The following is a 12,027-nucleotide window of genomic DNA, read 5'->3' on the forward strand; positions in this document are numbered from 1 at the left end:
AATGCACAAGCGCATCGTCATCACGGGCATCGGCGGGTTATGCGGGCTCGGCACCAATGCACCAGCAATCTGGAACGAGATGCGCGCCGGCCGTTCGGCAATCGGCGCGATCGTCAATTCCGAGCTGCATGACCTGAAGGTCAGGGTCGGCTGCGAAATCAAGGCGCTTCCCGATCACGGCATCGACCGCAAGCAGGTCGTGTCGATGGATCGCTTCAGCCTTTTGGCGACGATCGCCGCGCGGGAGGCGGCACAGCAGGCGGGATTGAACGCGCACGCGGCCAACACCTACAGGATGGGCACCATCGTCGGCGTCGGCGTCTGCGGCTGGGAGGCGATCGAAGAGAGCTATCGCGCCATCCTGCTCGAAGGCAAGAACCGCGCCGGCATCTTCACCGTGCCGAAAGTAATGCCGGGCGCTGCGGCCGGCCACGTCAGCATGAACCTTGGTCTTCGCGGGCCGGTCTTCGGCATCACCTCTGCCTGCTCGTCATCCAATCACGCCATTGCCTCGGCCGTCGACCAGATCAGGCTCGGTCGTGCCGACGTCATGGTCGCCGGCGGCACCGATGCCCCGCTGGTCTGGGGCATCCTGAAGGGCTGGGAGGCCCTGCGGGTATTGTCGCCGGACACCTGCCGGCCGTTTTCGGCCGATCGCCAAGGGCTTGTGCTCGGCGAAGGCGCCGGCATGGTGGTGCTGGAAACGTATGAGCATGCCATGGCGCGCGGCGCCGCCATCCTTGCCGAAATCGGCGGCGTCGGCCTTTCCGCCGACGCCTCCGACATCGTTGCGCCGACCATCGAAGGGCCGGAGGCGGCGATGCGCTTCTGCCTCGTCGATGCCGGCCTCAATCCGGAGGACGTCGACTATCTCAACGCGCATGGCACCGGCACCAAGGCCAACGACCAGATCGAAACGGCAGCGATCAAGCGGGTCTTCGGCGACCATGCCTACAAGCTTTCTATCTCCTCGACCAAATCGATGCATGCCCACTGCCTCGGCGCGTCCGGCGCGCTGGAAATGATCGCCTGCGTCATGGCGATCCGCGAAGGCATCGTGCCGCCGACCGCCAATTATCGGGAAGCCGACGCCGACTGCGATCTCGACATCACGCCGAACGTGGCGCGCGAGCGCGCGGTGCGCACCGCGATCAGCAACAGCTTCGCCTTCGGCGGCACCAATGCGGTGCTGGCGGTCAAGGCGGTCTGACGGCCAATCCCGTGCCCGAGCAGTAAAACTTTTCGCCGGTGACATTGATCGTACCGGGTGCTGCTCCTAACTCTCTGCAACCCGCCATGACCGTGCCGTTCGGCGCGCTCCCCGACCAGGAGTTTCAATGACCGATCTGTCCGCGTTTCCGATTGCCACGCGGTGGCCGGCAAACCATCCCGACCGCATCCAGCTTTATTCGTTTCCGACGCCGAACGGGGTGAAAGTGTCGATCGCGCTGGAGGAACTTGGCCTGCCCTACGAGCCGCATGCCGTCGACATCGGCAAGAACGAAAGCTGGACGCCGGAATTCCTGTCCTTGAACCCGAACGGCAAGATACCGGCGATGATCGATCCGAACGGCCCGGGCGGCAAGCCGATCGGCCTGTTCGAGTCCGGCGCCATCCTGCTTTATCTCAGCGACAAGACCGGCAAGCTGGTCCCGGCAGACACAACGCTGCGTTATGAGACGATCCAGTGGGTATTCTTCCAGATGGCTTCGATCGGGCCGATGTTCGGCCAAGTCGGTTTCTTCCACAAATTCGCCGGACGCGAAATCGCCGACAAGCGCCCGCTGGAGCGCTACCGCGACGAGTCGCGGCGGCTGATCGGCGTCCTCGAAACGAGGCTCAAAGGCCGCAGCTGGATCATGGGCGACGATTACACCATCGCCGACATCTCGCTGCTGGGCTGGGTGCGCAATCTGATCGGCTTCTATGAGGCGCGGGAACTCGTCGGTTTCGATGATTTCCCCCGCGTGGCCGCATGGCTGGAGCGCGGCCTCGCCCGCCCGGCGGTGCAGAAGGGCCTCACCATTCCGGCCAGAGCCTGATCGTGACTGGCCCGGCTACTTTGCCTTGGTCCGCGGTTTTGAGCCGCTCTTGCCGACTACGGAAGCGGCAAGCGACGCCGCACCTTTGGCGGTCGCCAGCACCGCACCAGCGGCAACGTTGGCCGTCGCTCTGACGGTGCGCATTGCGCTGCCCGCGATCGATCCTCTGCTGCTTGCCGGCTTTTTGGGTCCGGCGGCTTTGGGGGCCGCTGCCTTGGGTGCAGCGGCTTTGGCCGCGGCAGGCATCACCTTCTTCGGCGCTGCCTTGCCAAAGCTAGGCTTTGCCGCATCCTTGGCGCGGGCTGCCACTGCCGGGCCGGCGCTGGATTTCGCTCGAGTTGCTTTTGATCGTGTTGCCCTGCCCTTGGCGGGCGCAGGCTTTCTTGCCATGGTTTCCATCGAACGGTTCCCTCATGGGCACAATTGCCGTGTCCGGGATAACGGCCTGAAACTGCTAAGGTTCCGGCCGGGCGGTTCCTTGCAAGTCAGGCCAGGTCGCCGACCACCAGGTCGGCGGGCCGCCGACGGGCAACCACGCGGTCGATGTTCGGCATGTCGTTAGAGGCGATCCAGGCGCGCGCGTCCTCGTCGGAGCGGCCGTGCTCGTGCCATCGCTCCAGCAGTCGGCGCTCGAGCTCGGCGCGCGGCACATCGACGAAGATCGAGAAGTCGAACAGCGGCGCCAGCCGCGTCCAGGGTTCCTCGTCGAGCAGGAGATAATTGCCTTCGACCAGGATGAATTTGGTCTCGGCGGCGACAATCGCAGCAGCGGCGCGCGACAGCTCCATGCTGCGGTCGAAGACCGGGATGGCGATATCCGGCTCGCCGGCGCGGATGCGCTTCAGCAGCGCTTCGAAGCCGGCAAAATCAAAGGTTTCCGGGGCACCTTTTCGCGCGCGAAGTCCGCGCCGCTCGAGCACGACGTCATCGTAATGGAAGCCATCCATCGGAACGACTTCCGCCGTGCCTTCCGGCAGCAGGTCGTGCAAGCCTGCCGACAATGTCGACTTGCCGGCGCCGGGCGGACCGGCAATGGCAACGATGAAGCGCGGCGCCTTGCCGGCGCGCTTGAAAATGGCAGCAGCGATATGGGCGATTTCTGACATTGGCCCCCTTACGGTGGTTCTGGCGCATTTTGGCGGCAGTTTTCGAAAATTTCAAACGCCGGATTGTGCCAAGCCTTCAATCGGGCCTGGATTGGCCGATCCGCAGGAAATCGCTGTCGAAGGCGATGTCGCGCACGGCACCGTCGGCGGCCAGGATGCGCATGCGGCACGGCGAGGTCGTGACGTCGCGCGGCGGCTCGCCGGATGGCCACGGCAGCGCGCCGGTGACATGGCGGAACGAAAAACTGCGACCTTCAGAAAGGGCAAAGGCGGTCGCCACGCTTTCATGCTTCAGCCAGTTGTCGCCGAGCGATGCGGCATGGCCGACGGCCGTGCGGCCGTCCTCGATGCCGAGCACGCCGCGGTGGCGGCCGCTCCATGGCGCATAATCGCGCCCGCCATTGCTGACCCACAGCATGGTGACCGGCAGTTCAGCCGGATTCTTCAGCACCAGCACGAGATCGGCTTCCGCCTGGCGCGCCAGTGCGGTCCAGCCCGGCCCGCCATGATCGGCCTCGACCAGCGTGACGAAGTCCTCACGCAGCTGGTCCATGCGATAGCCGGTCAGGTCGATCGTGCCGCCGTCAGCGGCGGGAAAGCGCGTCAGGTCGGCGGTACGCGCCGGGTAGACGAGCAAAGAGCGGCCGCGCGCCGGATCGGGCTCCGGCGGCTCGTTCGGCGTCGCGGCAAGGCGCTTCGGCGAGAACGCCAGCCTGCCGCCGGTCTTCATCACCGTCATCGGATGGTGGGCGACGGGAATGGCGCCGGAGCCGCCGGAAAAGACGTGCTCCTGATAGAGAAAGGGATGATCGTCGCGCAAGGTCAGGATCTTGTCGACGGTCGCGCCCATGACCGGGCGCTGCAGCCGGAAGACGGCGCGCCAGCCATCGGCCGTTGCCGCGCTGTCAACGACCTCCCAGCGACTATTGGCCGGCCAGCCGTGCAAAGGTGCCTCTTCGACGTCGCTAATCGAGAACGGCGCGCAGAGGAAATCGCCGGACAGGTGGACCGTACCTTCAGGCAGGTCTTTCGGCAGCGTCTCGCGCGGCTCGCCGACCCAGGGTGCGCGATGCAGCGGCTTCAGCCGATGGCCATCGATATCGACCGCCATGTCGGCAAGATGGCCGACGGCAAGATCGATCGATACCGAGATGCCCTTTGCCGTGATCGTGACCGTATCCATGTGCACCTACCGATTCTGCCGACCCGATTCTGCCGGCCCGATTCTGCCGGCGCCAGCAAAGCCCACTCGCCGCCGGTTGCGCAAGCGCGGCGGCCGGCAATTCACATCAGACGGCGGCTGTATCGACGCAGCCGCCACGTGGGCCTGTGGACAGACACCCATCCAGGGCCCGAGCGATATTAACCAAATGGACTGCGCCCTTGCGTTAAGATAGCTTCGCGTCGTCTCAGAAACAGCCTGCCTTCGGAACCGACTTGTCCGCCTTGCGCTTACTTCCGCTCATCCACAAATGTGTCGCGGTGCTTGCGCTGCTGCTGTTTGCCGCCGGCTGCACGACGGTGACGCCTCCCGACAGCGTGCTGGCCGTGCCGGCGCCGCCGCAGAAATATGCCGCGATGGTCATCGATGCCGGCACCGGCAAGACGCTGTTCGAGGTCAATTCGACGGCGCCGCGTTATCCGGCGTCGTTGACCAAGATGATGACGCTCTACCTTCTGTTCGAGGCGCTGGATTCTGGCCGCATCAGCAAGGAGACACAAATTCCGGTGTCGGACAACGCCGCCCGGCAGCCGCCGACCAAGCTGCGGTTCAGGCGCGGCGAGACGATCGACGTCGATTCGGCGATTCGCGCCATCGTCGTCAAATCGGCCAATGACGTGGCGGTCACCGTCGCCGAATATCTCGGCGGCAGCGAAGCGGCCTTCGCCGGCATGATGACCGCCAAGGCGCGCCAGATCGGCATGAGCAGCACCGTATTCCGCAACGCCTCGGGCCTGCCGGATGGCGACCAACACACGAGCGCGCGCGACATGGCGGTGCTCGGCATGGCGCTGCACGCCCGCTTCCCGCAGCATTTCCACTATTTCTCCGAAAGCGACTTCATGTTCCGCGGCAGGCTGGTGCGCGGCCACAACGACATGCTCGGCCGGGTGCGCGGCGTCGACGGCATCAAGACCGGCTACATCAGAGCTTCGGGTTTCAACATCGTTACCTCCTATAATGCAGACGGGCACAGGCTGATTATCGTGGTGATGGGCGCCGACAGCGCGCGCCAGCGCAACGACCACGTCGAGGCGCTGATCCAGCGCAGCCTGTTGCCGACCTCGGAGGCAAAGACGCGGCTGCTGTATGCCGAGGAGCAGTGACCGTTGACCTCAGAGCGGGCGGCGGACCGGGGCGTTGCCGCCACAAGTTGGGATCGGCGTTCATTCACTGGGATGGACACCTTCAGTCGGCCGCATGCGGGGTTTGTCAGGCGACAAACGCAGAACCGCCGTTTTGCGCGACACTACTGAGATACTTTGCCGGTGGCTTCCCAAGCGCTTTCTTGAACATGGTGATGAAGGCCGTGACCGATTCGTAACCGAGATCGGCCGAAACCTGCTGCACGCTCGCGCCGGAGGCCAGCTCCCGCATTGCGACGATCAGGTGCAATTGCTGGCGCCAGCGCCCGAAGGTCAGCCCTGTCTCCTTTACCACGAGACGTGCGAGACTGCTCTCGCTGAGCGCAACGCGATTGGCCCATTCCGCCAGGGTGCTACGGTCGGCGGCATCTTCCGCCAGCGCCGCCGCGATCCGCCTCAAGCGCGGCTCGGACGAGATCGGCAGGTGTAGCTGCTGAACAGGCATGCGCGGCAGTTCGGTGAGCAGAACCCTGGTCAGGAGCTCGCCCCTCGCGTCATCGTCCTCGTCGCGATCCGCCAGCTCGATAATGAGCTCGCGCAGCAACGGCGAGATCGAAAGCGTGCAGCACCGGTCCGGCAGGTCGGCAGCTCCCGGCTCGATATACACGAAAAAAATCCGGGCATTGGCGGTCGCGACGTTGCTGTGCTCCATGCCACCCGGAATCCACACCGCGCAATGAGGCGGCACCATCCACAGCCCGCTGGGGACGCGACATGTGACGCCACCGCCGAGCGCGAAGACGAGTTGCCCTTTGCGGTGGCGATGGTCCGGTACCTCCGCCTTGGTCTCGGTAACCTCAACGCGCACGGCAATTGCCGGTACGAGGATGTCATCCGGATCGAAATTCGGCCAAGGGTAGCGGAGCGGCTGTCTCATATTGACTTATTTTAGCGATCAAGTGCCATGATATCTAAATTATTCCATCGGGAAAGTCGATAGGCTCCGACTTGCGAATGAGTCAGGAGCCTGCAAAGACGATGAGAAAGATTGTTCAGACGCCTAGCGGCCGTGCTGAAAGACCGGGCCGTGGATCCCATCGTCAGCGGCCATCTGAGGCAGCGACGGGAAGAGCTTGGCCTATTTGGCACGCTACCCAACATCCGGCGTGCGGCCGGGCTCTGAGATCATCAGCGCCCCGCCTGTGCCGCCAAGCCGAACAAGTCCGAGGCATAGCAGGCCACGCGTCCACCCCGCAGCAAGGAGGCATGACCCCATGCTCGCCTTAGTCACCTCTCTCGACAGCGCCACCGGGTTGCGGCTCGCCGAGCTTGGCGAGCCCGAGCCCGCCCCGCACGAGGCGCTGGTCTCGGTCCGCGCCGTCTCCGTGAACCGCGGCGAACTGCGCCTGCTCAACATCCGCCCGAACGGCTGGATACCTGGCCAGGACGTCGCCGGAATTGTCGAGCGCGCCGCGGCCGATGGCTCTGGGCCAGCCGTCGGCGCCCGGGTTGCGGCTTTGGTCGACCAGGCCGGGTGGGCCGAACGTGTCGCCGTTCCAACCGACCACCTCGCCATCCTGCCGGACGACGTCAGCTTCGTCTCCGCCGCCACTGTTCCGGTCGCAGGCACGACCGCGCTGCGGACCCTGCGCCTCGGCGGAGACTTGGCCGGCCAGCGAGTCCTGATTACGGGCGCAAGCGGCGCGGTCGGTCGTTTCCAGATCCAGATCGCCCGCCAGCAGGGCGCGTCGGTGGTGGCGGTCGCCGCCGCCCGGCATGCCGCGGATCTCCGCAGCCTCGGAGCCGAGCGGGTCGTCGAAACGATCGAGCTGGCCGAAGGACTGTTCTCGCTGATTACCGAGTCGGTCGGCGGCAACAGCCTCGCCCATGCGATCGAACGGGTGGCGCCTGGCGGGACCGTCGTCATGTTCGGCTCGAGCAGCGGCGAACTCACGCCCATCGGCTTCCGCCAGTTCGTTCCGGGTCACGAAGGCGCGCGGCTGCAGACCTTCGCCTACTACACTTCCGGTCCGGAGGTAGGCGCCGACATCGCCTCGCTGCTCGCGCTAATCGCAACCGGCCGGCTCGAAACGCGCGTGGCGCTGACCGTGCGGTGGCGGGACGTCGCTCAGGCCCTGGACGCGCTGCGGCAGCGCAGCATCAGCGGCAAGGCAGTCCTCACCATGACCGAATGAGCAGGCGGTGGCCGCAGGGGACAGTGTTCTGTTCCCAAGGCTGCTACGGCAACTTAGGCCCGCCCGCGATTGCCCGTTGAAGCCGGCGCCTGCTTCCGCTAAGAAGCCGTGGCTGGCCGGTTACCCGGCTGGTTCGTTTTTGGGATCGCCGATCCTGAAGGCACCCGTAGCTCAGCTGGATAGAGCGCTGCCCTCCGAAGGCAGAGGTCACAGGTTCGAATCCTGTCGGGTGCGCCAACATACTAGGGGGTCCATTCCGGACACATAGGTTACGATTTATACCGGAGACATGGTGGACTGCACCCATCTCTCGGGAAGGGCACGATCTGCTGATCCTCCTGGTTCAGCCATATCTCGTAGACCGAACCTCGAATCCAGCCCTGCCCGCCCATGACGATCAGCTTCGATCCCGGCGATCGCCTGGAACTCAATCGGCCTCGAATGATTTGTTCGTGAGATAAATTCGAAGGAGCGCCCCCGTGCCCGCACCGCCCGAAATGGATATCGTTCTCGAAAAGCTTCCTTTGAGGATCGGCGCCTACATACCCGACGACTTGCTGGAGGATTGGTTCGCGCCGGGAACGGGCATGAACCCGGTCAGCAAGGAGGCGCTTGCCGCCGCGAAGAACTACGGATGGCGCTTCGAATGTGAGTTCAAGCACTACCCCGAACGCAAGGAAGGCGTGTTCTGGAAGTGGGTGCCGGCGATCTGATCCGCGCTCGACAGCCGAAGCTTGACTGAAACGGGTCGCCAAGCCTGTCGAATCCCCTCAGCCGCCACCAATGGGCGTCATCACCTTGCCGGTTCCGCCGCATTCGGGGCAGGTCCGGCCGTCGACCATGCCGGTGCCTGAGCAGCGGCGACAAATATTCTCGCCAGCGCCGGGAATACCTGCCGGAACCTCGTCCGTGTTGGTTTGGCCGGCCTGCCGGCCCTGCAGCTTGTTTCTCAACCGGGCGACCAAGCCTTCGTCGACCTCAAGCGGCTTGCTGCTGTCGTCCGGCAGGCCTTCGCCGGATTGGCCGATGGTTTCATTGCGCGGCCGGTCGTTCGCGCCTGTCGTGATCTTCTGAGCCATTGCAGCTGCCTTTACGCCTTGCAATTTTCGAACGCCTCAGCTCCGCAGAGGTTCCGGTTGCGACCAGCAGCCTTCAGCCGGGCTTTCGCCGGGCCGCCCTTCTGCCTCGGCTGCCAAGAATGGCGGCAAGTGTGACCGGACGAAAATCCCAGTTGTCGACGCCAACATCGTACTGGCGCGTGACGGGGGACAACCTGCCGTGGGAATGGCCATGCAGGTCGATCGATTTCCTGCCGATCTGGTTCCAGGTGCGAAAAGGATAATGGCAAAGGATCAGCAGGCTACCGTCGAGGGTCAGTTCCTTGTAATGTTGGGTGCTCGCCCAACCCGTGGCGTCGATGGTGGCTGCGCCATCGTTGTTGCCGATGATCAGATGCTTGCTGCCATGGAGGGACGACAGAAGCGAAGACACGAATGTGGCCGACCGCTTGGCAAAATCGCCGAGATGCCAGACTTCGTCGTCCGGCCCGACAGTCTCGTTCCAGAACGCAATGAGGGCCCGATCATGTTCCGCCAACGAGCCGAACGGGCGGCGATCGATGCGCAGAATGCGCGGGTCGCTGAAATGCGTGTCGGCGGTGAAGTAGATCATGTGCGTTCGTTGGAGCCTGCTGTCGAACAGCCGCGCAGGTAGGCGCGTGACTCGCCAAGTCCATCTTGATCTCCGTGATGCCTGCCCCAACCCGCCCGATCGCCGGTTGTTCCTGGAAGGATGCTCTGGGGGTTTTCCGCTCGCCGGAACTTTGAAATGAGACGCAGGTTAGGACGCGTGACGCCGATGTTCTGAAGGAGCCCTCGATGATGGCCGACGCAGCACCCTTTGGGCGAAACCCGTCACAGGCGCGGGGCGATATCGATGCCGGGCGCGAAGGGGATAAGACGCCGGGTATCGACCCGGCTGCCGCTCCCGTGGAAACTGACGCGGAATCCGCCGGCGACGTTCCGGCGAGCGACGCGCCTCCGCCCCGTAAAACGCCGAAGTTCACCAACGAGGCGAGCTATGCCGATGCGATGCGCCCGCTCAGGGGGGAGCGCGACGTCCAGCCGCGCAGATATGGGCCGGTCCTGGTGATTGCCGCCATCGTCGTGCTGGCCGCTGCAGTTTTCATCGGCGCGGCCATGCTGCGCTGAATACAGCCGATCCAGACCGCGACGCAGTGGATGGACATTTTGCTTCCGGTCCGAGAATTTGTTGCCACGCCAGGTTCAGGCGCGACCGAGATCTGATGCAAATTGACCACGAACCACCAATTCTTTGCCCGAGACGCCGCCATCGTCGCGCGCGACATGATTGGCGCGACGCTGCTCTTGCACGGCGTTGGCGGCATCATCGTCGAAACCGAAGCCTATCGCCCCGATGATCCGGCTTCGCACGCTTTCGGTGGCAGGACGGTGCGCAACGGCGCAATGTTCGGCGCCCCGGGCAGCGCGTATGTCTATCGCTCCTATGGCCTGCACTGGTGCCTCAATGCCGTGTGCCTTCCCGGCAGTGCCGTGCTTATCCGCGCAATCGAGCCGCGATCAGGGCTGGACGTGATGCGGGCCAATCGCGGCCTTGACGATGCCCGACTGCTTTGTTCGGGGCCGGGTCGTCTTTGCCAGGCACTGGCGATCGGTAAATCCCATGACGGGCTGCCGCTGGACGAGCCGCCATTCGAATTCAGGCCGCCGAGCGAAGCCAGCGCCATTTTGACAGGCCGCAGGATCGGCATTTCCAAGGCTGTCGATGCCGAGTGGCGGTTCGGACTGCGCGACTCGGATTATTTGAGCCGCAAGTTCTGATGCCCGCCGCAGCGGCAGAGCAGTTGCCTGGCATCACTCGTCGGGTTTACCGAGATGCATGGGTGTCGCCTGCTGGCGGGCTTCTCTGGTCACCTCGTCGGCTCCGGCAGGTGAAATCCCTCGCAATGCCTTCGCAGCTACGGTCAGGCGCCCGCGATCATTGCCGAAGCTCTTGATCAGCTGGCGGACCTGGTCGGCGGTGATGCCGTTCTGTTGGGCAAAATACTCGACTTCACGGTCGTCTTCCGCAGAAACGCGGTCGCGCTCGCGGAAATCTCGCTTGCTCTTATCGTCGGCCATTTTTTCCTCCTGGTGGAGCTTTGCATCAACGGCAACGTGGGTAAGCCGCTTTTGTTGCCGCGATCGGGCGGACTTTTCCGCCGCCGTGCCGACTGCCCAGGAACCATGAGGCGAGCAACCGGTTTGGCTGGATGCAGACACGTTCAGCCACCAATTCATACCGATGGAGACTACGATGACGTTCGCAAGCAAAACCACTGTAATTGCCGCGGCGCTGGCTATGTTGGCCGCGCCGGCATTCGGCCAGACGAGCCCACCTGCGCCCGCCGCGCCGGCACCGGATCGTGGCGCCGAACAGTCGCCCGGAATGAACGGGCAGAGCCAAGATGCCATGCGCGAAATGATGCGCCAGATGATGACTGAGATGCTGGAGGAGAGAATGCAAGAAGATCGCAGGCCCCGAGCAGAATGGCGAGGTCGCGACCACTGGCATCGCGACTACAGGATGGGCCCGCCTGACCGAGGTTGGGAGACGGGAGGCGGCGGTGGCATTGGACGCGGGATGCATGGCGCGAGGATGCGAATGATGTTCGCCATAGTGGATGCCGACGGCGACGGCGCGCTTTCTCAGGCCGAAGTCCAGGATTTCGTCGGGCGGATATTCAACGCAGTCGACGAGAACGGTGACGGCAGCGTCGACATGCAGGAAATCCGATCCTTCTTCCATGGAGGAGGCGCCGAGGATCAGGAGTAAGTCTCCTAGCGGTCGGCAAGGAAGCCCTATCTGGGCAGCGCCACCTACGTCGACCGGGGAGGATGAAAACCGCCGCTGGCAACCGGATACCGGGTTGCCAGCAGGGAAGATGCGTTGCTTGGCTGGCCTTGCGGCGCTGAATGCCGGGTCGGAACCAATCGAGACAGCAGGAATTTGGCCATGACGGAGAAAGCCACACAGAAAACCCCGACCATCGTTCGTATCTGGCGCGGCAGAACCCTGCCTGAAAAGGCAGATGCCTATGAGAGCTACAATTACGAGGCCGGCATCAAGCCGCTGATCGAGAAGGCGCTGGGCGTGCAAACCTTTCGCGAGGACACGCCGACCCATTCGGAATTCGTGACGATCTCCTATTGGGAGACTATCGAGGCGATGGCGGCGCTCACCGGCGGCGATCCGACAAAAATCCACCATCTCGAGCGGGACGAAGAGTTCCTGATCGAGCTGCCGTCGAGCGTGCAGGTGCTGCGCATCCGCTCCAGTCACGGCCGGCTGGGATAG

16 protein-coding genes and 1 tRNA gene are annotated in these 12,027 nt (G+C 64.1%); 10 read left to right on the forward strand and 7 right to left on the reverse strand.

The window, feature by feature from the left end:
- The first annotated feature begins 1 nt into the window (after nucleotide 1).
- Together NKI85_RS16355 and NKI85_RS16360 are read left to right on the forward strand one after the other, a co-directional pair.
- Nucleotides 2–1,210 carry a beta-ketoacyl-[acyl-carrier-protein] synthase family protein gene (locus NKI85_RS16355; RefSeq protein WP_352776969.1) on the forward strand — a complete coding sequence of 403 codons (1,209 nt, stop codon included), beginning with the start codon at nucleotides 2–4 and terminating at the stop codon, nucleotides 1,208–1,210.
- Nucleotides 1,211–1,337: 127 nt separating this feature from the next.
- Nucleotides 1,338–2,042, forward strand: a complete 705-nt coding sequence (locus NKI85_RS16360; protein ID WP_352525802.1) for a glutathione S-transferase family protein — start codon at nucleotides 1,338–1,340, stop codon at nucleotides 2,040–2,042.
- Between the two features lie 15 nt (nucleotides 2,043–2,057).
- On the opposite strand, the gene NKI85_RS16365 is transcribed toward NKI85_RS16360, so the two are convergent.
- From NKI85_RS16365 to NKI85_RS16375, 3 genes are all read right to left on the reverse strand, one after another.
- Nucleotides 2,058–2,441, reverse strand: coding sequence for a hypothetical protein (locus NKI85_RS16365; protein WP_352525801.1), 384 nt, complete (start codon nucleotides 2,439–2,441; stop codon nucleotides 2,058–2,060).
- A gap of 86 nt (nucleotides 2,442–2,527) precedes the next feature.
- Nucleotides 2,528–3,148, reverse strand: a complete 621-nt coding sequence (locus NKI85_RS16370) for a nucleoside triphosphate hydrolase (RefSeq protein ID WP_352525800.1) — start codon at nucleotides 3,146–3,148, stop codon at nucleotides 2,528–2,530.
- 76 nt (nucleotides 3,149–3,224) lie between these two features.
- A complete protein-coding gene (locus tag NKI85_RS16375; RefSeq protein WP_352525798.1) occupies nucleotides 3,225–4,331 on the reverse strand; it encodes a hypothetical protein in 1,107 nt (368 codons plus the stop codon).
- A 254-nt stretch (nucleotides 4,332–4,585) separates the two neighbouring features.
- On the opposite strand from NKI85_RS16375, the gene NKI85_RS16380 reads away from it, so the two are divergent.
- Complete coding sequence (locus tag NKI85_RS16380; RefSeq protein ID WP_352525796.1) at nucleotides 4,586–5,476, forward strand: D-alanyl-D-alanine carboxypeptidase family protein; 891 nt, start codon at nucleotides 4,586–4,588, stop codon at nucleotides 5,474–5,476.
- Nucleotides 5,477–5,582: 106 nt separating this feature from the next.
- Here NKI85_RS16380 and NKI85_RS16385 read toward each other — a convergent pair whose 3' ends face one another.
- A complete protein-coding gene (locus NKI85_RS16385) occupies nucleotides 5,583–6,392 on the reverse strand; it encodes an AraC family transcriptional regulator (RefSeq protein ID WP_352525795.1) in 810 nt (269 codons plus the stop codon).
- A gap of 337 nt (nucleotides 6,393–6,729) precedes the next feature.
- Here NKI85_RS16385 and NKI85_RS16390 point away from each other — a divergent pair, with 337 nt between their 5' ends.
- From NKI85_RS16390 to NKI85_RS16400, 3 genes are all read left to right on the forward strand, one after another.
- Entirely contained in the window at nucleotides 6,730–7,650 is a 921-nt protein-coding gene (locus NKI85_RS16390; protein ID WP_352525793.1) for a zinc-binding dehydrogenase, read from the forward strand.
- A gap of 160 nt (nucleotides 7,651–7,810) precedes the next feature.
- Nucleotides 7,811–7,887 (forward strand) — tRNA-Arg (locus NKI85_RS16395).
- Between the two features lie 242 nt (nucleotides 7,888–8,129).
- On the forward strand, nucleotides 8,130–8,363 hold the full coding sequence (locus NKI85_RS16400) for a hypothetical protein (RefSeq protein ID WP_352525791.1): 234 nt from the start codon (nucleotides 8,130–8,132) through the stop codon (nucleotides 8,361–8,363).
- 57 nt (nucleotides 8,364–8,420) lie between these two features.
- Here the strand turns inward: NKI85_RS16400 and NKI85_RS16405 are convergent, their stop codons facing one another.
- Together NKI85_RS16405 and NKI85_RS16410 are read right to left on the reverse strand one after the other, a co-directional pair.
- Nucleotides 8,421–8,729: a hypothetical protein gene (locus tag NKI85_RS16405; protein WP_352525978.1), complete on the reverse strand. Its 309-nt coding sequence runs from the start codon at nucleotides 8,727–8,729 to the stop codon at nucleotides 8,421–8,423.
- 73 nt (nucleotides 8,730–8,802) lie between these two features.
- Nucleotides 8,803–9,321 (reverse strand): metallophosphoesterase, encoded by a 519-nt coding sequence (locus NKI85_RS16410; RefSeq protein WP_352525789.1) that lies wholly within the window; start codon nucleotides 9,319–9,321, stop codon nucleotides 8,803–8,805.
- A gap of 206 nt (nucleotides 9,322–9,527) precedes the next feature.
- Here NKI85_RS16410 and NKI85_RS16415 point away from each other — a divergent pair, with 206 nt between their 5' ends.
- On the forward strand, nucleotides 9,528–9,860 hold the full coding sequence (locus NKI85_RS16415) for a hypothetical protein (protein WP_502896034.1): 333 nt from the start codon (nucleotides 9,528–9,530) through the stop codon (nucleotides 9,858–9,860).
- Nucleotides 9,861–9,962: 102 nt separating this feature from the next.
- Nucleotides 9,963–10,511, forward strand: coding sequence for a DNA-3-methyladenine glycosylase (locus NKI85_RS16420; RefSeq protein ID WP_352525787.1), 549 nt, complete (start codon nucleotides 9,963–9,965; stop codon nucleotides 10,509–10,511).
- Between the two features lie 33 nt (nucleotides 10,512–10,544).
- Here the strand turns inward: NKI85_RS16420 and NKI85_RS16425 are convergent, their stop codons facing one another.
- Nucleotides 10,545–10,811 carry a DUF3606 domain-containing protein gene (locus tag NKI85_RS16425; protein WP_352525785.1) on the reverse strand — a complete coding sequence of 89 codons (267 nt, stop codon included), beginning with the start codon at nucleotides 10,809–10,811 and terminating at the stop codon, nucleotides 10,545–10,547.
- 220 nt (nucleotides 10,812–11,031) lie between these two features.
- Here NKI85_RS16425 and NKI85_RS16430 point away from each other — a divergent pair, with 220 nt between their 5' ends.
- The gene (locus tag NKI85_RS16430; RefSeq protein WP_352776973.1) at nucleotides 11,032–11,505 is read left to right on the forward strand and encodes an EF-hand domain-containing protein; all 474 of its coding nucleotides are present in this window, start codon (nucleotides 11,032–11,034) and stop codon (nucleotides 11,503–11,505) included.
- Nucleotides 11,506–11,685: 180 nt separating this feature from the next.
- On the forward strand, nucleotides 11,686–12,027 hold the full coding sequence (locus NKI85_RS16435) for an antibiotic biosynthesis monooxygenase family protein (protein ID WP_352525781.1): 342 nt from the start codon (nucleotides 11,686–11,688) through the stop codon (nucleotides 12,025–12,027).

The organism is Mesorhizobium sp. M0571 (assembly GCF_040320985.1).
GTDB lineage: Bacteria > Pseudomonadota > Alphaproteobacteria > Rhizobiales > Rhizobiaceae > Mesorhizobium.

Coding starts and splice junctions, on each gene's coding strand:
- NKI85_RS16415 (WP_502896034.1), top strand. CDS start 9,528: ATGATGGCCGACGCAGCACCCTTTGGGCGAAACCCGTCACAGGCGCGG.
- NKI85_RS16360 (WP_352525802.1), top strand. CDS start 1,338: ATGACCGATCTGTCCGCGTTTCCGATTGCCACGCGGTGGCCGGCAAAC.
- NKI85_RS16430 (WP_352776973.1), top strand. CDS start 11,032: ATGTTGGCCGCGCCGGCATTCGGCCAGACGAGCCCACCTGCGCCCGCC.
- NKI85_RS16410 (WP_352525789.1), bottom strand. CDS start 9,321: ATGATCTACTTCACCGCCGACACGCATTTCAGCGACCCGCGCATTCTG.
- NKI85_RS16375 (WP_352525798.1), bottom strand. CDS start 4,331: ATGGATACGGTCACGATCACGGCAAAGGGCATCTCGGTATCGATCGAT.
- NKI85_RS16355 (WP_352776969.1), top strand. CDS start 2: ATGCACAAGCGCATCGTCATCACGGGCATCGGCGGGTTATGCGGGCTC.
- NKI85_RS16390 (WP_352525793.1), top strand. CDS start 6,730: ATGCTCGCCTTAGTCACCTCTCTCGACAGCGCCACCGGGTTGCGGCTC.
- NKI85_RS16385 (WP_352525795.1), bottom strand. CDS start 6,392: ATGAGACAGCCGCTCCGCTACCCTTGGCCGAATTTCGATCCGGATGAC.
- NKI85_RS16425 (WP_352525785.1), bottom strand. CDS start 10,811: ATGGCCGACGATAAGAGCAAGCGAGATTTCCGCGAGCGCGACCGCGTT.
- NKI85_RS16370 (WP_352525800.1), bottom strand. CDS start 3,148: ATGTCAGAAATCGCCCATATCGCTGCTGCCATTTTCAAGCGCGCCGGC.
- NKI85_RS16365 (WP_352525801.1), bottom strand. CDS start 2,441: ATGGAAACCATGGCAAGAAAGCCTGCGCCCGCCAAGGGCAGGGCAACA.
- NKI85_RS16405 (WP_352525978.1), bottom strand. CDS start 8,729: ATGGCTCAGAAGATCACGACAGGCGCGAACGACCGGCCGCGCAATGAA.
- NKI85_RS16435 (WP_352525781.1), top strand. CDS start 11,686: ATGACGGAGAAAGCCACACAGAAAACCCCGACCATCGTTCGTATCTGG.